We start from the raw sequence: 17,744 nt of genomic DNA, 5'->3' as shown, positions 1-17,744 counted from the left end.
GGAGCCCCGGGTACCGGCCCGGGGCTCCGTCGTCGTACGGGAGAATGGGCCCATGAGTCTGTTCCGCGACGACGGCATCGTGCTGCGCACCCAGAAGCTGGGTGAAGCGGACCGCATCATCACGCTCCTCACACGCGGTCACGGGCGGGTACGCGCCGTGGCCCGGGGTGTGCGGCGAACGAAGTCGAAGTTCGGGGCCAGGCTCGAACCCTTCTCCCACGTCGACGTGCAGTTCTTCGCCCGCGGGAGCGATCTCGTCGGGCGCGGGCTGCCGCTCTGTACGCAGAGCGAGACCATCGCCGCGTACGGGAGCGGGATCGTCACCGATTACGCCCGCTACACCGCCGGGACGGCGATGCTGGAGACGGCGGAGCGGTTCACGGACAACGAGGGCGAGCCGGCCGTGCAGCAGTACCTGCTGCTCGTGGGCGGGCTGCGGACGCTCGCCCGGGGCGAGCACGCGCCGCACCTCATCCTCGACGCCTTCCTCCTGCGCTCCCTCGCCGTCAACGGCTACGCGCCGAGCTTCGAGGACTGCGCGAAGTGCGGCCTCCACGGACCGAACCGGTTCTTCTCGGTCGCGGCGGGCGGCGTCATATGCGGCGACTGCCGGGTGCCCGGCAGCGTCGTACCCTCTCCAGAGGCCATCGGCCTGCTCAGCGCGCTGCTCACCGGCGACTGGGCAACGGCGGACGCGTGCGAACCGCGTCACGTCAGGGAGGGCAGCGGGCTGGTGTCCGCCTATCTGCACTGGCACCTGGAGCGCGGCCTGCGCTCGCTGCGGTACGTAGAGAAGAGCTAGGAGACCCATCGCATGGCCATCGCACGACGCGGAATCCTCGGACGGAAGATCCGGGAGTACAAGACCCCGGAGCCGCACCCGTCCGGCGCGCGCCCGCCGAAGCTCCCCGGCGAGCTGGTGCCGAACCACGTCGCCTGTGTGATGGACGGCAACGGCCGCTGGGCCCAGGAGCGGGGCCTCCCGCGCACCGAGGGGCACAAGGTCGGCGAGGGCGTCGTCCTGGACGTCCTGAAGGGCTGCCTGGAGCTCGGGGTCAAGAACCTCTCGCTCTACGCCTTCTCCACGGAGAACTGGAAGCGGTCGCCCGAGGAGGTCCGCTTCCTGATGAACTTCAACCGGGACGTCATCCGGCGCCGGCGCGACGAGATGGACGAGCTGGGCATCCGTATCCGCTGGGTCGGCCGGATGCCGAAGATGTGGAAGTCGGTCGTCCAGGAGCTCCAGGTCGCACAGGAGCAGACCGTCGACAACGACGCGATGACGCTGTACTTCTGCGTCAACTACGGCGGCCGTGCCGAGGTCGCCGACGCCGCGAAGAAGATCGCGGAGGACGTGGCGGCGGGCAGGCTCGACCCGTCGAAGGTCAACGAGAAGACCTTCCAGAAGTACCTCTACTACCCGGACATGCCGGACGTCGACCTCTTCCTCCGCCCGAGCGGCGAGCAGCGCACCTCGAACTACCTGATCTGGCAGAGCAGTTACGCCGAGATGGTCTTCCAGGACGTGCTGTGGCCGGACTTCGACCGCCGTGACCTGTGGCGGGCGTGCGTCGAGTACGCCTCCCGCGACCGCCGCTTCGGCGCGATCCCGGCGGCGGACCGCGCGGCGATGGGCACGGTCGTCCCGCCCCAGGGCCCGGCCGTCTGACCGGCTGTCCGACTGGGCCGTTACGATCACGGCTTGTCGTCGAGGCACCGGGGAGGGGCCAGCATGGCCGAGGGACAGAATCCGACAGCGCAGGAGACAGCTCAGGAGACCGTGGAGCTGGTCTATGTGCCGACCGACGTCGACGTGGCCGACGCGCTGCGCGCGCGGATGCGCAAGACTCCCGGCGGGCGCCGCCTGCGGCTCTTTCTGCTGACCACAGGGTTCCTGGGGATCTTCCTCCTGGTGCTGTCCGTCTTCCGGCCCGGGACGAGCAGCCAGTTCGCGTCGTCGTTCGGCCCCGTCTTCCTCACGGTGCTGTCCTTCGGTCTTCTCGTGCTCATCCCGGTGCTCACGGCGAAGCAGGTCCACCGGATGGTCGCCTCGCAGGGCGAGTTCCGGGCTTTCGTGGACGAGCACGGGATGCGCTGGACCTCGCGGGACACCGACGTGAAGGCCGGGTGGGAGATGTTCCCGCGGTACACCGAGACGGCGGAGCTGTTCGTCGTGTTCTCCGGCGACAAGGGCGGCGTCGGGGTCGGCACGCTGCCCAAGCGGGGACTGGCCGGTGCCGAGGAGGTCGACCGGCTCCGCGCGATCCTCGACCGGCACATCACGCGGCTCTGAGCCACCCTCGTACGCGAGAGGGCCCCCACCGGATCGCTCCGGTGGGGGCCCCTTTCACGTACCGCCTACTTCGCCGCGCACTCCGCGCACGTGCCGAAGATCTCGACCGTGTGCGCCACGTTGACGTACCCGTGCTGGGAGGCGATCGTTTCCGCCCACTGCTCCACCGCCGGGCCCTCCACCTCGACCGCCTTGCCACAGACGCGGCAGACCAGGTGGTGGTGGTGATCGCCCGTCGAGCAGCGGCGGTAGACCGTCTCGCCCTCGCTGGTGCGCAGGGCGTCGACCTCGCCCGCGTCGGCGAGGGACTGGAGCGTGCGGTAGACCGTGGTGAGGCCGACCGAGTCGCCGCGGTGCTTGAGCATGTCGTGCAGCTCCTGGGCGCTGCGGAACTCGTCCACCTCGTTCAGTGCCGCCGCCACCGCGGCTCGCTGCTTGGTCGAGCGGCCGCGTACGGGGGGTCCTGCCGTCGCCACAGGGGCCTCCTAGAGTTTCGTCGCCCCCGCCATTCTGCCAGGCCGCCGGACCGCTAGACCGCGGCGTCGTCCGTGGGCCGGCGGGTGACGGGCACGGCCATGTCGCAGTCGGCCCCTGCCGAGGCGGAGGCCGAAGCCGAGGACGCCGCCGCGGCCCGGGCGCGGCGCCTGGCCAGCGGGGTGGCCAGCACGGTCAGGAGGACGAAGACGGCGATCGCGAGCAGCACGATCGTCGCGCCGGGCGGAAGGTCCTGGTAGTACGAGGTGATCGTGCCAGTCAGGGTGGTGCCGGTGCCGATCACGACCGCGAGCACGAACGTCGTACGGAACGAACGCGAGAGCTGCTGGGCCGCGGCCACCGGGACAACCATCAGCGCGCTGACGAGCAGCAGGCCGACGACCCGCATCGCCACCGTGACGGTCACGGCGGCGGTGACGGCCACGAGCAGGTTCAGGGCGCGCACCGGCAGGCCGGTGACGCGGGCGAACTCCTCGTCCTGGCTGACCGCGAAGAGCTGGCGGCGCAGTCCGACCGTCACCAGGATCACGAACGCGGCGAGGATGCTGATCGCCGTGACGTCCTCGGGGGAGACCGTGGTCAGCGAGCCGAAGAGGTACGAGCTCAGGTTGGCGTTGGAGCCGGTCGGCGAGAGGTTGATCAGCAGGACACCGCCGGCCATACCGCCGTAGAAGAGCAGGGCGAGCGCGAGATCGCCGCGGGTCCTTCCGTACGCACGGATCAGCTCCATCGCGACGGAGCCGGCGATGGCGACGAGGGTCGCCATCCACACCGGGCTCCAGGAGAGCAGGAAGCCGAGGCCGACACCGGTCATGGCGACATGGCCGATGCCGTCGCCCATCAGTGCCTGCCGGCGCTGGACGAGGTAGATGCCGACGGCGGGGGCGGTGATGCCGACGAGGACGGCCGCGAGGAGCGCCCGCTGCATGAAGGCAGGTTCGAGGAAGTCCATGATCAGGTCAGCAGTCCCGTGCGGAGCGGCTCGTCGGCCGCGTGCGGATGTACGTGGTCGTGGCCGGGCAGGGCGTGCTGGCCGACGGCCTTCGGCGGCGGGCCGTCGTGGACGACGCAGCCGTCGCGGAGCACCACGGCCCGGTCGATCAGCGGCTCCAGGGGGCCCAGCTCGTGCAGGACGAGCAGGACGCTCGTGCCGCCCGCGACCTGCTCGCGCAGGGTGGCGGCGAGGATCTCCTGGCTGGCGAGGTCGACGCCGGCCATCGGCTCGTCCATGATCAGCAGCTCGGGCTCGGAGGCGAGCGCGCGGGCGATCAGGACGCGCTGGTGCTGGCCGCCGGAGAGGGCGCTCACCGAGTCCTTGGCGCGGTCGGCGAGGCCGACGAGCTCGATGGCCCGCTCGACGGCGGCGCGGTCGGCCCTGGTCAGCCAGCCGAACGTACGGCGGGCGAGGCGGCCGGAGGAGACGACCTCGCGGACCGTGGCGGGGACGCCGGACGCGGCGGTGGTGCGCTGCGGCACGTAGCCGACGCGGGCCCAGTCGCGGAACTGCTTCTGCTCGGTGCCGAACAGGGAGATCGTGCCGCCGGTCAGCGGCACCTGGCCGATGACGGCACGGACGGCGGTGGACTTGCCGGAGCCGTTGGCGCCGAGCAGCGCGACGACCTCACCGCAGTTCACGGTGAGGTCGATGCCGCGCAGGACGGGGCGCGCCCCGAGGGCAGCCGTGGCTCCGCGGACGGATATGACGGGCGCGGTCACGGTTGCCTCCTGCTGTGCATGGCTCGGCTGTGCGGGGATCACTTCGCGCCGAGGGCCTTCTTCAGCGCGGCGAGGTTGGACTGCATGACCTCGATGTAGTCATCGCCCTTGGACTTGTCGGTAATTCCCTCCAGCGGGTCCAGTACGTCGGTCTTGAGGCCGGTGTCGGACGCGAGGGACTTCGCGGTCTTGTCGCTGGCGAGGGTCTCGAAGAAGACGGTGGAGACCTTCTCCTTCTTCGCGACGTCCTGGAGCTCCTTCATCCGGGCGGGGCTCGGCTCGGACTCGGGGTCGAGGCCGGCGATGCCCTCCTGGTCCAGGCCGTAGCGCTCGGCGAGGTAGCCGAAGGCGGAGTGGGTGGTGATGAAGGTCTTGGTGGTGGTGTTCTTCAGACCGGTCTCGAACGCCGTGTTCAGGTCGCCGAGCTTCTTCACCAGCGCGTCGGTGTTCTTCTTGTAGTCGGCGGCGTGGGCCGGGTCGGCCTTCTCCAGGGAGGCGCCGACGCCCTTGGCGACCTCGGCGTACTTCACCGGGTCGAGCCAGATGTGCGGGTCGGCACCGGCCTCTTCCTCGTGGCCGGGCTCCTCGGCCTTCTCCTCGCCCGCGTGCTCGGCGTGCTCCTCGGCGGTCTCGCCCTCGTGACCTGCTTCGGGCTTCTCCTCGTGGCCGGGCTCCTCGGCGCCGTGGTCGTGGCCGACCTCGGTGCCGTGGTCCTCCAGCGTGGTGAGGGTGGCAGCGTCGACGGTGTTCTTCACGCCGGCCTGCTTGATCGCCTCGTCGACGGCGGGCTGGATGCCCTTGAGGTAGAGGATGTAGTCGGCCTCGCCGAGCTCGCCGATCTGCTTCGGCTTGAGCTCCAGGTCGTGCGGCTCGACGCCCGGCTTGGTGAGCGTGTTGACGGAGACGTGGTCGCCGCCTATCTGCTCGGCCAGGTACTGCATGGGGTAGAACGACGCCACCACGCTGAGCTTGCCGTCGGCCTTCTTGTCGGCGGCGTCGGAGCTCCCCGAGCAGGCGGAGAGGCTGACAAGACCGAGGGTGACGGCTCCGGCGATGGCGGTGGTGGGTATCAGACGGCGTACGTTCATGACACTCATTTTCAACAAAACTGGAAACGATTGTCAATTGTGCTTCTTGTGGAACCGGCCACGTCCGCTCGGCGGTCGGCGGTGCGCGGGCGTATGCCGGGCCGATTTGATACGGGGGGCGTGGGCGCCGGTAACCTGAAGCATTCGCACTTCGTCGTCGTAATGAAGAGAGCACCGTGGCCGCCGACAAGATCGACACCATCGTCAGCCTGAGCAAGCGCCGTGGCTTCGTCTACCCGTGCAGCGAGATCTACGGCGGCCAGCGCGCCGCCTGGGACTACGGGCCGCTGGGTGTCGAACTCAAGGAGAACATCAAGCGTCAGTGGTGGCGTTACATGGTCACCGCGCGCGAGGACGTCGTCGGCATCGACTCGTCGGTGATCCTGGCCACCGAGGTCTGGGAGGCCTCCGGTCACGTCGCCACCTTCACCGACCCGCTGACCGAGTGCACCTCCTGCCACAAGCGCTTCCGCGCGGACCACCTGGAGGAGGCGTACGAGGAGAAGCACGGCCGCCTCCCCGAGAACGGCCTCGCCGACCTGAACTGCCCCAACTGCGGCAACAAGGGCACGTTCACCGAGCCCAAGCAGTTCTCCGGTCTGCTCTCCACCCACCTCGGCCCGACCCAGGACTCCGGCTCCGTCGCCTACCTGCGTCCCGAGACCGCGCAGGGCATCTTCACCAACTTCGGCCAGGTCCTGCAGACCTCGCGCAAGAAGCCCCCGTTCGGCATCGCGCAGATGGGCAAGTCCTTCCGGAACGAGATCACTCCGGGCAACTTCATCTTCCGCACCCGCGAGTTCGAGCAGATGGAGATGGAGTTCTTCGTCAAGCCGGGCGAGGACGAGACGTGGCACGAGTACTGGATGGAGCAGCGCTGGAACTGGTACACGGGCCTGGGTCTCCGTGAGGAGAACATGCGCTGGTTCGAGCACCCGAAGGAGAAGCTCTCCCACTACTCGAAGCGCACCGCCGACATCGAGTACCGCTTCCAGTTCGGCGGCAGCGAGTGGGGCGAGCTCGAGGGTGTCGCCAACCGCACCGACTACGACCTGAAGGCGCACTCCAAGGCCTCCGGCAACGACCTGCTCTACTTCGACCAGGACGCCCAGGAGCGCTGGACCCCGTACGTCATCGAGCCCGCCGCCGGTGTCGGCCGCACGATGCTCGCCTTCCTGCTCGACGCGTACAACGAGGACGAGGCCCCGAACGCCAAGGGCGTCATGGAGAAGCGCACCGTGATGCGCCTCGACCACCGCCTCGCGCCGGTCAAGGTCGCCGTGCTGCCGCTGTCCCGCAACGCGCAGCTCTCCCCGAAGGCCAAGGGCCTCGCGGCGGACCTGCGGCAGAACTGGAACATCGAGTTCGACGACGCCGGCGCCATCGGCCGCCGCTACCGCCGCCAGGACGAGATCGGTACGCCGTTCTGCGTGACCGTCGACTTCGACACCCTGGACGACAACGCGGTGACCGTGCGCGAGCGCGACACCATGAAGCAGGAGCGCGTCTCCCTCGACCAGATCCAGGGCTACCTGGGCAGCCGCCTCCTCGGCTGCTGACGCTCGCCGTACCGTTCGTACGCCGAAGCCCCCGGTTCCGCGGAAGGAACCGGGGGCTTCGCCGTACGTTGCGCGTTGCGCGCGTTACGCCCTCAGGCCGCGCAGCAGCAGGTCCAGTACGGCGTCGAACTCGGCCTCGATCGTGGGGCGCTGCCACTCCGGGGCATAGGCCGGGTCATGGAAGTGGGCCGTCGCGGCGAACAGGGCCCGGGCCGTGACCGCGGGGTCGGGGGTGGTGAACTCCCCGCTCCGTACGCCCTCTTCGACGATCGAGCGGACCTGCCCGATCAGCGCCTCGATGTGGTCCTCGACGACACCGCTGGCCTCGTCGATCAGCACGCCGTACGTCGCGAACAGCTCGGGATCGTCACCCGCCTTGTGCCGCTTGGCCTCGAAGAGGCCGGCGAACCAGGCCCGGAGCTTCTCGGCGGCCGACCGGTCCGAGGTCTCGATCAGCTCGGCGAGGGCGACCTCGGCGCGGCTCAGCCACCGCTCGGTCACCGCCTCACGCAGCGCCGCCTTCGTACGGAAGTGGCGGTACACGCTGCCGTGGCTGACGCCGAGCACCCGGGCGACGTCGACCACCGTCGCCTTCGCCGGGCCGTACCGCCGCAGCACCTCCTCGGTGGCTTCGAGGATGCGCTCTGCGGTCAGGGTCTCGGTCGGCATGAGATGACAGTACCTGTCAGTCGAACCCCGAGTCAGTGCTCGCTGTCCAGGTGCGCCATCTGGGCCGCCGGGTAGCGCTCGCCGGCCGCCGCGCCCGCGGGGACGGCCCGCTCGATCGCGGCCAGGTCGGCGGCGTCGAGCGTGAGGTCCAGGGAGCCGAGGGCCTCCGTGAGCCGGTCCCGGTGACGGGCGCCGATCAGCGGCACGATGTCCTCACCCTGAGACAGGACCCAGGCGATGGCGGTCTGCGCGACCGTCACGCCCTTGGCCTCGGCGATGGCGCGCAGCTGGTCCACCAGGTCCAGGTTCCGGTGCAGGTTCTCCCCCTGGAAGCGCGGGCTCATGCCCCGGAAGTCGCCCGGGCCGAGCTCGCGGTCACGGGTGAAGTGGCCGCTGATCAGACCGCGCGAGAGCACGCCGTACGCCGTGATGCCGATGCCCAGCTCGCGGGCGGTCGGGAGGATCTTCTCCTCGATGCCGCGGGATATCAGGGAGTACTCGATCTGGAGGTCGGCGATCGGGGCGACGGCCGCCGCCCGGCGCAGGGTGTCCGCGCCGACCTCGGAGAGCCCGATGTGGCGGACGTGTCCGGCCTCGACCAGCTCGGCTATCGCGCCGACGGTCTCTTCGACCGGCACGTCGGGGTCGAGCCGGGCGATCCGGTAGATGTCGATGTGGTCGGTGCCGAGGCGCTGGAGGGAGTACGCCGCGAAGTTCTTCACCGCGGCGGGCCGCCCGTCATAGCCGGTGAAGCCGCCTTCGACCGTGCGCAGGGCGCCGAACTTCACGCTGGTCAGCGCCTGCTCGCGGGCGGCCGCGGGGGCCGTGCGCAGGGCCTCGTTGATCAGCAGCTCGTTGTGCCCCATGCCGTAGAAGTCGCCGGTGTCGAGGAGCGTGACGCCGGCGTCGAGCGCGGCGTGGATCGTCGCGATCGACTCGGTGCGGTCGCTCTCGCCGTACAGCGCGGACATCCCCATGCAGCCGAGCCCGAGGGCCGAGACCTGGGGGCCGGTGGTGCCGAGGCGGCGGGTGGGGAGGGAGGTCATGGGTGTCTCCTCGGAAGGGGATCGATGGGAAGGGATCGAAGGAGTGACGCATGACAACTATGACATGACGGCTGACAGATTTCAATGTCTGTCATTCGTGCGAGTGACGCGACGGGAAATCGGTGTCCGGGGTGTCGCAGGCGGGGTAGCGTCTACCGCATGTCTTCGTTCTTCCAGATCTACGAGTGAGAGCGCGGCGGGCCGCGACGCCCGCCCCTGCCGAACGATCCCCTCACCACTTCTCACCAATGGGAGAACCCCATGGCCAAGGGCCGTAACAACCTCCTCGGCGTCGGCGGACAGCGCCGCAAGCTGTCCCGTGGCGACCAGCCGGGCTCCGTCCAGGGCCGCAGCGCCGACCGCAAGGCCGCTGTCGACCAGAAGCAGGAGCTGCTGAAGAAGATGCGCGAACGCGCGATGGGCGCCGAAGGCGCCGAGACCGCGGGCAGCGAGACCGCGGGCAGCGAGACGACGGGCAGCCAGGAGTAGCCGCAGCCGGTACGACGACGTGGGCCCCGGGTCACCAGGTGACCGGGGGCCCACGTGCGTGCGGACAGTGCGGACAGTACGGCCATCTAAAGACCCCCGCAGTGCGCGACAATGGCCCAATGACCGTGTTCTCCCCCCTCGCCATCGGGCCGCACATCGTGCAGCCGCCGGTGGTGCTCGCGCCGATGGCCGGCATCACCAACGCCCCGTTCCGCACCCTCTGCCGCGAGTACAGCGGCGGCAAGGGGCTCTTCGTGAGCGAGATGATCACGACGAGGGCGCTGGTCGAGCGCAACGAGAAGACGATGCAGCTCATCCGCTTCGACGACAGCGAGAAGCCGCGGTCGATCCAGCTCTACGGCGTCGACCCGGTGACGGTCGGCAAGGCCGTCCGCATGATCGCGGACGAGGACCTGGCCGACCACATCGACCTGAACTTCGGCTGCCCGGTCCCCAAGGTGACCCGCAAGGGCGGCGGCTCGGCGCTCCCGTACAAGCGGCCGCTGCTGCGCGCGATCCTGAACGAGGCCGTGTCGAACGCGGGCGCCCTGCCGGTCACGATGAAGATGCGCAAGGGCATCGACGACGACCACATCACGTACCTGGACGCCGGCCGGATCGCGGTCGAGGAGGGCGTCACGGCGATCGCCCTGCACGGCCGGACGGCGGCGCAGCACTACGGAGGCACCGCCGACTGGGACGCCATCGCGCGGCTCAAGGAGCACGTGCCGGAGATCCCGGTGCTCGGCAACGGCGACATCTGGTCGGCGGACGACGCGCTGCGGATGATGCGCGAGACCGGCTGCGACGGCGTGGTCGTGGGCCGCGGCTGCCTGGGCCGCCCGTGGCTCTTCGGCGACCTGGTGGCGGGCTTCGAGGGCACGGGTACGTACGCGCAGCCCGGCCTGCGCGAGGTCGCGGACGCGATGGTGCGGCACGCACGGCTGCTCGGCGAGTGGCTCGGGGACGAGTCGCGGGGTGTCATCGACTTCCGCAAGCACGTGGCCTGGTACCTGAAGGGCTTCTCGGTCGGCTCCGAGATGCGCAAGAAGCTGGCAGTCACCTCGTCCCTGGACGAGCTGAGCGCTCAGTTGAGCGAGCTGGACCTGGACCAGCCCTGGCCGACCGGCGCGGACGGCCCGCGCGGCCGTACCTCGGGCAACAACCGGGTGGTCCTGCCGGACGGCTGGCTGAAGGACCCGTACGACTGCGCCGGGGTAAGCGAGGAGGCCGAGTTGGACACGTCCGGGGGGTGATCCCGGGCGTCCGGATCGTGGGAATCGGGCCGTTCGTACGGCGTGATCCTCGCCACCCTTGATAGAGGTGGTGCTCAGATGAGCAGGTTTCGAGGCGTTGCACTTATGGAGGGGTGGCACTGGGTGCCACCCCTTCTGTGTTCAAGAGTTGAACACAAATGCTCTGGAAGGCGCTCACATGAGCGGCTATCCCCAGTTTTGAGTCAAGGCAGGTTCGGAGCCTGAAAGCGGAAGCTACTCGTCGGTTACTTTCGATGTGCTGGCGGACGGGTGGTTAAGACCACGTGTCCGGTAGGCATACCTCCACATGAGCCTTCGATCTGGGTATGTTCCTCGCCGTCAGGGCAGCCACCGAGTCCTCGAGGAGTCGAGACACGTGTCGGAAAACAAAGATCAGAAGTTCGTGTACGACTTCACCGAGGGCAACAGGGACCTGAAGGACCTGCTCGGTGGCAAGGGTGCGAACCTCGCCGAGATGACCAACCTCGGCCTCCCCGTTCCCCCCGGCTTCACGATCACCACCGAGGCGTGCAAGGTCTACCTCGACAGCGGCTCCGAGCCGGTCGAGCTCCGCGACGAGGTCAGCGCCCACCTGGACGCCCTCGAGCAGAAGATGGGCAAGAAGCTCGGCCAGGCCGACAACCCGCTGCTCGTCTCGGTCCGCTCCGGCGCCAAGTTCTCCATGCCCGGCATGATGGACACGGTCCTCAACATCGGCCTCTCCGACAAGTCCGTCGAGGGCCTCGCCGCCCAGGCCGACAACGAGCGCTTCGCCTGGGACTCGTACCGCCGCCTCATCCAGATGTTCGGCAAGACCGTCCTCGGCGTCGACGGCGAGCTCTTCGAGGAGGCCCTCGACGAGGCCAAGGCCGCCAAGAAGGTCACCGTCGACACCGACCTCGACGCCGCCGACCTGAAGAAGCTCGTCAAGCACTTCAAGAAGATCGTCAAGGCCGAGGCCGGCCGCGACTTCCCGCAGGACCCGCGCGAGCAGATGGACCTCGCGATCGAGGCCGTCTTCAACTCCTGGAACACCGACCGCGCCAAGCTCTACCGTCGCCAGGAGCGCATCCCGCACGACCTCGGCACCGCGGTCAACATCTGCTCCATGGTCTTCGGCAACCTGGGCCCGGACTCCGGCACCGGTGTCGCCTTCACCCGCGACCCCGCCTCGGGACACCAGGGCGTCTACGGCGACTACCTGCAGAACGCGCAGGGCGAGGACGTCGTCGCCGGTATCCGCAACACCGTGCCGCTGGCCGAGCTGGAGTCGATCGACAAGGCGTCGTACGACCAGCTCATGCAGATCATGGAGACCCTGGAGACCCACTACAAGGATCTCTGCGACATCGAGTTCACGATCGAGCGCGGTCAGCTGTGGATGCTGCAGACCCGCGTCGGCAAGCGCACCGCCGGTGCTGCCTTCCGGATCGCCACCCAGCTCGTCGACCAGGGCCTGATCGACGAGGCCGAGGCGCTCCAGCGCGTCAACGGCGCCCAGCTCGCGCAGCTGATGTTCCCCAAGTTCGACGAGAACTCCAAGGTCGAGCAGATCGGCCGCGGCATCGCCGCCTCCCCGGGCGCGGCCGTCGGCAAGGCCGTCTTCGACTCGTACACGGCCGTCAAGTGGTCCCGCTCCGGCGAGAAGGTCATCCTGATCCGCCGTGAGACCAACCCGGACGACCTGGACGGCATGATCGCCTCCGAGGGCATCCTGACCTCGCGCGGCGGCAAGACCTCGCACGCCGCCGTCGTCGCCCGCGGCATGGGCAAGACCTGTGTCTGCGGCGCCGAGGAGCTCGAGGTCGACACCAAGCGCCGCCGGATGACCACCTCCTCGGGCCAGGTCGTCGAGGAGGGCGACGTCGTCTCCATCGACGGCTCCACCGGCAAGGTGTACCTCGGTGAGGTACCCGTCGTACCGTCCCCGGTCGTCGAGTACTTCGAGGGCCGCATGCACGCCGGCGCCGACGACGCCGACGAGCTGGTCCAGGCCGTCCACCGGATCATGGCGTACGCCGACCGCGTCCGCCGGCTGCGCGTCCGCGCCAACGCCGACAACGCCGAGGACGCGCTGCGCGCCCGTCGCTTCGGCGCCCAGGGCATCGGCCTGTGCCGCACCGAGCACATGTTCCTCGGCGAGCGCCGCGAGATGGTCGAGAAGCTGATCCTCGCCGACACCGACGAGGAGCGCGAGGAGGCCCTCCAGGCCCTGCTCCCGCTCCAGAAGAAGGACTTCGTCGAGCTCTTCGAGGCCATGGACGGGCTGCCCGTCACGGTCCGCCTGCTCGACCCGCCGCTGCACGAGTTCCTGCCCGACATCACCGAGCTGTCGGTGCGCGTCGCCCTCGCCGAGGCCCGCAAGGAGCCGCACGAGAACGAGCTGCGCCTGCTCCAGGCCGTGCACCGGCTGCACGAGCAGAACCCGATGCTGGGTCTGCGCGGCGTCCGCCTCGGCCTGGTCATCCCCGGCCTGTTCACCATGCAGGTCCGGGCGATCGCCGAGGCCGCGGCCCAGCGCATCGAGGCCAAGGGCGACCCGCGCGCCGAGATCATGATCCCGCTCGTCGGCACCGTCCAGGAGCTGGAGCTCGTCCGCGACGAGGCCGAGCAGGTCATCGCCGAGGTCCAGGCCAAGACCGGCGTGGAGCTGAAGCTCGCGCTCGGCACCATGATCGAGCTGCCGCGCGCCGCCGTGACCGCCGGTCAGATCGCCGAGGCCGCCGAGTTCTTCTCCTTCGGCACCAACGACCTCACCCAGACCGTGTGGGGCTTCTCCCGGGACGACGTGGAGGCCAGCTTCTTCACCGCGTACCTGGAGAAGGGCATCTTCGGTGTCTCGCCGTTCGAGACCATCGACAAGGACGGCGTCGGCGCGCTGGTCCGCAGCGCCGTCGAGGCCGGCCGGGCCACTCGCCCGGACATCAAGCTCGGCGTCTGCGGCGAGCACGGCGGCGACCCGGAGTCGGTGCACTTCTTCCACGAGGTGGGTCTCGACTACGTCTCCTGCTCGCCGTTCCGGATCCCGGTGGCGCGCCTGGAGGCCGGCCGTGCGGCGGCCGAGGCGAAGGGCTCCGACAGCCGCTGAGCCCTCGGGCTAACCCCCCTGCTGGGCTTCGGCTGACCGAACGTTCAGTAGCAAAGATCACCGGAGTCGCCGCTCGTCCCCGACCCTCAACCGATGGGCGGCGACTCCGGGTCCCAAAGAGAGACGGGGCGGACACCTTGTGCGGAGGTGTCCGCCCCGTCGTATTTCGTCCACCCCGAAGCAACCCGAAGCGACCCCGGGATGTTCGCGAGATGTGAGTTTGTGTTCAATCAAGGCCGGGCGAATTATTCGCCGTTGAACTTTCCGGATTGAACTTTCCACGATTGGTCCCGCAAAGAACGGAGCGGGCGCGACCCCCGGATCCCCACCCGGTGGCCGCGCCCATTACCCATGCCGGGCAGGTGAGCCGCAACCCTCGCCGACCGCCGCCGGACGCGCAAAGCCCCCCACGGTCTTCGCCACGCCACCTCGGTCCTGAAGGTTTCCTGCCCGACACCCACAGCTTTTCCGTTTGCCCACAGTCGCCGCGATGCTTTTCAAGTGTGGCTGAAACACCCTGGTAACGTGCTGTGATGATGTGCATACTCATCGACGGGGGCGGTTGCGAGTGCACAGGTGGGGGTTCAAATGCTGCGGATTCATTTCACCGCGAGCGACATGGCCGGGGTCCGGATGGCGGCGCGGCCCGACGTTCTGTGGGAAACGATTCTCAGCTTTCATCGGCTTAGAGACCGACGCGGGTCGCTCGTGTACGGAGAATGGCGTTCGGACACCCGGCCCCGGCTCAACGGGGAGACGCGGCTGCTCGCCGCGCTCGTCCCGAGTCGCGGTTACTTCCCCGACTTCCTGACACCTGCCGAGGGCGTGCACGGCCTCGACGAGGGCCTCCAGGCGGTCCGCGCGACCCCGGGGGACCGGCTCCACGCGGAGCTGGCCCTCCTGGGCGCCCACCGGCCCGGGGGCCGGACCGTGCCGCACTCGCTGCGCGCCCTCGCCGAGGGCGGTGACGAACCGTTCAGCCGGCTCGTCGGGGCCCTGCGCAGCTACCACCGGGCGGCGATCGAGCCGTACTGGCCGCACATCCGCGCCCGGGTCGAGGCCGACCGGGCGCTGCGCGGCCGGGCCCTGCTCGACGGCGGCGCCGGCGAACTCCTCGCCTCGCTGCCGCCGATGTTCCGCTGGCGCGCGCCCGTCCTGGAGGCCGACTATCCCGTCTCGCGCGACCTGCACCTCGACGGCAGGGGCCTGCTGCTCCAGCCCTCGTACTTCTGCCGCGGGACGCCGGTCGTCCTGCGCGACCCGACGCTGCCCCCGGTGCTCGTCTACCCGACGACGCACTACGACGCGCCGACCGTGCACGAGCCGGGCGGCTCCTCGCTGGCCAAGCTGGTCGGCAACACCCGCTCGGCGGTCCTGCACGCCATAGGAGACGGCGGTACCACCAGCGAACTCGCCCGCAGGGCGGGGGTGTCGCTCGCCTCGGCCAGCCAGCACGCGGGCGTGCTGCGCGAGGCGGGGCTCGTCTCGACGCTGCGGTACGGCAACGCGGTCCTGCACACCCTGACACCGCTGGGCGCCGCCCTTCTCGGCGGCGCCCAGCGGAGGGTCGCGGGGGCCGTCTCAGCGGCCCCGGTGGAGCGTCTCTACGCGCGGAACGGGCCCGTCACCTCGTAGGTGATGCCGCCCGAGGAGCTGCCGGAGGTGCCGCGCTGGCTGGAGAAGTACAGCCGCCTGCCGTCGGGGGAGAAGGCCGGTCCGGTGATCTCGGAACCGGACTGGCCGCTGATCCGCAGGAAGGGGGCGACGACGTCGTCCGGCGTGATGATGCAGATCTCCATGTTGCCGCCATCCTCGGCGACGAACAGGTCGCCGGAGGAGGAGCCGGTGACGTTGTCGACACCGGTCAGCGGGGCGCCGCCGCCGACCACCAGCGAGTCGTCGTAGGCCAGTTCGTAGGTGCTGGTGGCGAGGTTCACCTGCCAGAGGCGGTTGTCGCCCTTGGTGGTGAACCAGACGGTGTCGTTGGCGTAGTGGCAGCCCTCGCCGCCGTTGAACAACTTCGCGCCGGAGACCTGGTCACGGGTCGGGGTGGGCGAGCCGTCGGGGTCGGGGACGGTGGCCCAGGTGAAGGAACCGGAGGTCGCGGTACCGGCCTTGAGCACCTGGAGAGTGCCCGAGGAGAGGTTGCCCCAGGTGCTCGGGACGAAGCGGTAGAAGCAGCCGTCGGACGCGTCCTCGGTCAGGTAGATCACCTTGCGGACCGGGTCGGCGGCGGCGGCCTCGTGGTTGAACCGGCCCATCGCGGACCGGCGCACCGCCGCGTTCACACCCCACGGGTCGGTCTCGTAGACGTAACCGGTGCTGACCTCCTCGCAGGAGAGCCAGGTGTTCCACGGGGTCGCGCCGCCCGCGCAGTTGCGGTTGGTGTTGGAGAGGATGCGGTAGGCGGAGGTGACCGAACCCGTCGAGTTGAACTTGATGGCGCTCGCGCCGCCGGTGGTGGAGATCTCCGAGTTGGAGACATAGATCCAGCCGGTTCCGTCGGCGAAGCAGGCGCCGCCGTCGGGGGCGTTGTGCCAGGTGTACGAGGTGCCGGGGACGGTCTGTCCCGACCGGGCGATGACCCGGCTGCTGAATCCGCTCGGCAGCAGGATGCCGTTGGCGTCGGCCGCGCCGAGAGCCCCGTAGGGGCCGGCGCCGGGCTGGGCGGGGGCCGCGTAGGCCGCCCCGCGCATCAGGGTGCCGCCGAAGGCGGCTGCCGACGTGCCGATGACCGCTCCGCGCAGGAAACTGCGTCGCTCCACGTCTCACTCCAGAGTGGGTGGGTGAACCCGCCGCACGGTCTGCGGCGGGGTCGCGCGCTTTCGGAACCTAGGAGTACGGAGTTGGTACGGAGTTGACGGTGCAGCAACAACCGATGAAGGGGAAGCGTCGGTCGGAATGTTCTGTGGGGTTCAGCCGCTGGGGGCTCACGCCTCCGACTCCAGCAGCATCTTGAGCACGGCGAGGCGCTCGCGCCAGAACTCCTTGTAGGCGGCGACCGCGTCCGCGTCCGGGAGCTTCGTGTGGCCGAGGCCGATCTGGGTCTTCGTGTCGCCCTTCGGCGTCAGGTAGACCTCGATCCGGCTCGTCCCGCCGTCCCAGTCCGCCGTCACCGACTTCCCCGGCCGGTGGGTGCGCACCTCCAGCTCGCCGTCCGGGAGCCAGCGGCGGCGCAGCTCCTCGTCGGCGAAGGCGGCCGTGCAGCGGTCGGCCGGGGCGTTCACGGTCTTGCTCGCACTGACCTGCCAGCCGCCGCCGGAGGACTGGCCGACCTCGCGCAGCCCGCGCTCCTGCTCGTACCCGACGGTGATCGACTGGGCGTGCCAGCCGCTGACGCCGTGCGTGTCCACCAGATGGCGGGCGATCGCGGCGTGGTTCTGCCGCTCGGCGCCCCAGGCGTCGAGCAGCGCGAACTAGCCCGCCCAGTCCCTTCCGGTGGCGGAGGCCAGGGCGTCGTCCGACAATCGCTCGGTGATCTTCCTGCCTGCGGGGCTCATACATCCGACGCTAGCCCGGTCCCGAAGAAAGTTCCCGCGCGCCGATGAGTTCCGACGGGCCCCGCCGTCTTAACTCTCGAAAGCGCACACGAGACGCACGAGACACACGAGAGACAGAGAGAGCGACCGCCATGAACCAGATGATCTTCGTCAACCTGCCCGTGAAGGACCTGGAGGCCTCGAAGGCCTTCTGGAGCAAGCTGGGCTACTCCTTCAACCCGCAGTTCACCGACGAGACGGCCGCCTGCATGGTCATCAGCGACACGATCTTCGCGATGCTCCTCACCGAGGCCAAGTTCAAGGAGTTCACCAAGCCGGGCAAGGAGATCGCCGACGCGACGAAGTCGACCGAGGTCCTCATCGCGCTGAGCGCCGAGAGCCGCGAGAAGGTCGACGAGCTCGCGGACGGCGCTCTCGCTGCCGGCGGCTCGGCGGCGAAGGAGCCCATGGACTACGGCACGATGTACGGCCGCTCGTTCACGGACCCCGACGGCCACCACTGGGAGGTCATGTGGATGGACCCCGCCGCCGTCCAGGGCTGATCA

General features: G+C 69.5%; 17 protein-coding genes. 9 read left to right on the top strand and 8 right to left on the bottom strand.

Annotated features, from left to right (window positions below; all coding sequences use genetic code 11):
- Positions 1 to 52: 52 nt before the first annotated feature.
- The 3 genes from recO to ACZ4VI_RS12675 all read left to right on the top strand — a co-directional run bounded on the left by recO (position 53) and on the right by ACZ4VI_RS12675 (position 2,293).
- On the top strand, positions 53 to 802 hold the full coding sequence (gene recO / locus ACZ4VI_RS12685; protein ID WP_467999185.1) for a DNA repair protein RecO: 750 nt from the start codon (positions 53 to 55) through the stop codon (positions 800 to 802).
- Positions 803 to 820: 18 nt separating this feature from the next.
- The gene (locus ACZ4VI_RS12680; protein WP_467999317.1) at positions 821 to 1,669 is read left to right on the top strand and encodes an isoprenyl transferase; all 849 of its coding nucleotides are present in this window, start codon (positions 821 to 823) and stop codon (positions 1,667 to 1,669) included.
- A gap of 63 nt (positions 1,670 to 1,732) precedes the next feature.
- Complete coding sequence (locus ACZ4VI_RS12675) at positions 1,733 to 2,293, top strand: YcxB family protein (RefSeq protein WP_467999184.1); 561 nt, start codon at positions 1,733 to 1,735, stop codon at positions 2,291 to 2,293.
- A 65-nt stretch (positions 2,294 to 2,358) separates the two neighbouring features.
- Here ACZ4VI_RS12675 and ACZ4VI_RS12670 read toward each other — a convergent pair whose 3' ends face one another.
- From ACZ4VI_RS12670 to ACZ4VI_RS12655, 4 genes are read right to left on the bottom strand one after another with little or no spacing between them, the layout of a single operon-like run.
- The gene (locus ACZ4VI_RS12670) at positions 2,359 to 2,769 is read right to left on the bottom strand and encodes a Fur family transcriptional regulator (protein ID WP_361848386.1); all 411 of its coding nucleotides are present in this window, start codon (positions 2,767 to 2,769) and stop codon (positions 2,359 to 2,361) included.
- A 53-nt stretch (positions 2,770 to 2,822) separates the two neighbouring features.
- Complete coding sequence (locus ACZ4VI_RS12665) at positions 2,823 to 3,740, bottom strand: metal ABC transporter permease (RefSeq protein ID WP_467999183.1); 918 nt, start codon at positions 3,738 to 3,740, stop codon at positions 2,823 to 2,825.
- Between the two features lie 2 nt (positions 3,741 to 3,742).
- On the bottom strand, positions 3,743 to 4,543 hold the full coding sequence (locus ACZ4VI_RS12660) for a metal ABC transporter ATP-binding protein (protein ID WP_467999316.1): 801 nt from the start codon (positions 4,541 to 4,543) through the stop codon (positions 3,743 to 3,745).
- The gene (locus tag ACZ4VI_RS12655) at positions 4,543 to 5,592 is read right to left on the bottom strand and encodes a metal ABC transporter substrate-binding protein (RefSeq protein ID WP_467999182.1); all 1,050 of its coding nucleotides are present in this window, start codon (positions 5,590 to 5,592) and stop codon (positions 4,543 to 4,545) included. Before ACZ4VI_RS12655 ends, ACZ4VI_RS12660 begins: the two co-directional genes overlap by 1 nt.
- A 176-nt stretch (positions 5,593 to 5,768) precedes the next feature.
- Between ACZ4VI_RS12655 and ACZ4VI_RS12650 the strand changes: the two genes are divergently transcribed.
- Positions 5,769 to 7,151 carry a glycine--tRNA ligase gene (locus ACZ4VI_RS12650; RefSeq protein WP_467999181.1) on the top strand — a complete coding sequence of 461 codons (1,383 nt, stop codon included), beginning with the start codon at positions 5,769 to 5,771 and terminating at the stop codon, positions 7,149 to 7,151.
- Positions 7,152 to 7,235: 84 nt separating this feature from the next.
- Here ACZ4VI_RS12650 and ACZ4VI_RS12645 read toward each other — a convergent pair whose 3' ends face one another.
- Positions 7,236 to 7,820 (bottom strand): TetR/AcrR family transcriptional regulator, encoded by a 585-nt coding sequence (locus ACZ4VI_RS12645; RefSeq protein ID WP_467999180.1) that lies wholly within the window; start codon positions 7,818 to 7,820, stop codon positions 7,236 to 7,238.
- 32 nt (positions 7,821 to 7,852) lie between these two features.
- The gene (locus ACZ4VI_RS12640; protein ID WP_467999179.1) at positions 7,853 to 8,866 is read right to left on the bottom strand and encodes an aldo/keto reductase; all 1,014 of its coding nucleotides are present in this window, start codon (positions 8,864 to 8,866) and stop codon (positions 7,853 to 7,855) included.
- 261 nt (positions 8,867 to 9,127) lie between these two features.
- On the opposite strand from ACZ4VI_RS12640, the gene ACZ4VI_RS12635 reads away from it, so the two are divergent.
- The 4 genes from ACZ4VI_RS12635 to ACZ4VI_RS12620 all read left to right on the top strand — a co-directional run bounded on the left by ACZ4VI_RS12635 (position 9,128) and on the right by ACZ4VI_RS12620 (position 15,334).
- Positions 9,128 to 9,355 (top strand): DUF6243 family protein, encoded by a 228-nt coding sequence (locus ACZ4VI_RS12635; protein WP_467999178.1) that lies wholly within the window; start codon positions 9,128 to 9,130, stop codon positions 9,353 to 9,355.
- A 119-nt stretch (positions 9,356 to 9,474) separates the two neighbouring features.
- Positions 9,475 to 10,611 (top strand): tRNA dihydrouridine synthase DusB, encoded by a 1,137-nt coding sequence (gene dusB, locus ACZ4VI_RS12630; protein WP_467999177.1) that lies wholly within the window; start codon positions 9,475 to 9,477, stop codon positions 10,609 to 10,611.
- 376 nt (positions 10,612 to 10,987) lie between these two features.
- Positions 10,988 to 13,699, top strand: a complete 2,712-nt coding sequence (gene ppdK, locus ACZ4VI_RS12625) for a pyruvate, phosphate dikinase (protein WP_467999176.1) — start codon at positions 10,988 to 10,990, stop codon at positions 13,697 to 13,699.
- 588 nt (positions 13,700 to 14,287) lie between these two features.
- Complete coding sequence (locus ACZ4VI_RS12620; protein WP_467999175.1) at positions 14,288 to 15,334, top strand: ArsR/SmtB family transcription factor; 1,047 nt, start codon at positions 14,288 to 14,290, stop codon at positions 15,332 to 15,334.
- Here ACZ4VI_RS12620 and ACZ4VI_RS12615 read toward each other — a convergent pair.
- Together ACZ4VI_RS12615 and ACZ4VI_RS12610 are read right to left on the bottom strand one after the other, a co-directional pair.
- Positions 15,304 to 16,464: an alkaline phosphatase PhoX gene (locus ACZ4VI_RS12615; protein ID WP_467999174.1), complete on the bottom strand. Its 1,161-nt coding sequence runs from the start codon at positions 16,462 to 16,464 to the stop codon at positions 15,304 to 15,306. The two genes, ACZ4VI_RS12620 and ACZ4VI_RS12615, sit on opposite strands and share 31 nt — an antisense overlap.
- A gap of 165 nt (positions 16,465 to 16,629) precedes the next feature.
- The gene (locus tag ACZ4VI_RS12610; protein ID WP_467999173.1) at positions 16,630 to 17,052 is read right to left on the bottom strand and encodes an SRPBCC family protein; all 423 of its coding nucleotides are present in this window, start codon (positions 17,050 to 17,052) and stop codon (positions 16,630 to 16,632) included.
- Between the two features lie 278 nt (positions 17,053 to 17,330).
- On the opposite strand from ACZ4VI_RS12610, the gene ACZ4VI_RS12605 reads away from it, so the two are divergent.
- On the top strand, positions 17,331 to 17,741 hold the full coding sequence (locus ACZ4VI_RS12605) for a VOC family protein (protein ID WP_467999172.1): 411 nt from the start codon (positions 17,331 to 17,333) through the stop codon (positions 17,739 to 17,741).
- Positions 17,742 to 17,744: the final 3 nt, after the last annotated feature.

Source organism: Streptomyces sp. NPDC029169 (assembly GCF_055563935.1).
The sequence above is the reverse complement of the archived record's forward strand: the minus strand, read 5'-3'. Positions and strand labels throughout refer to the sequence as shown.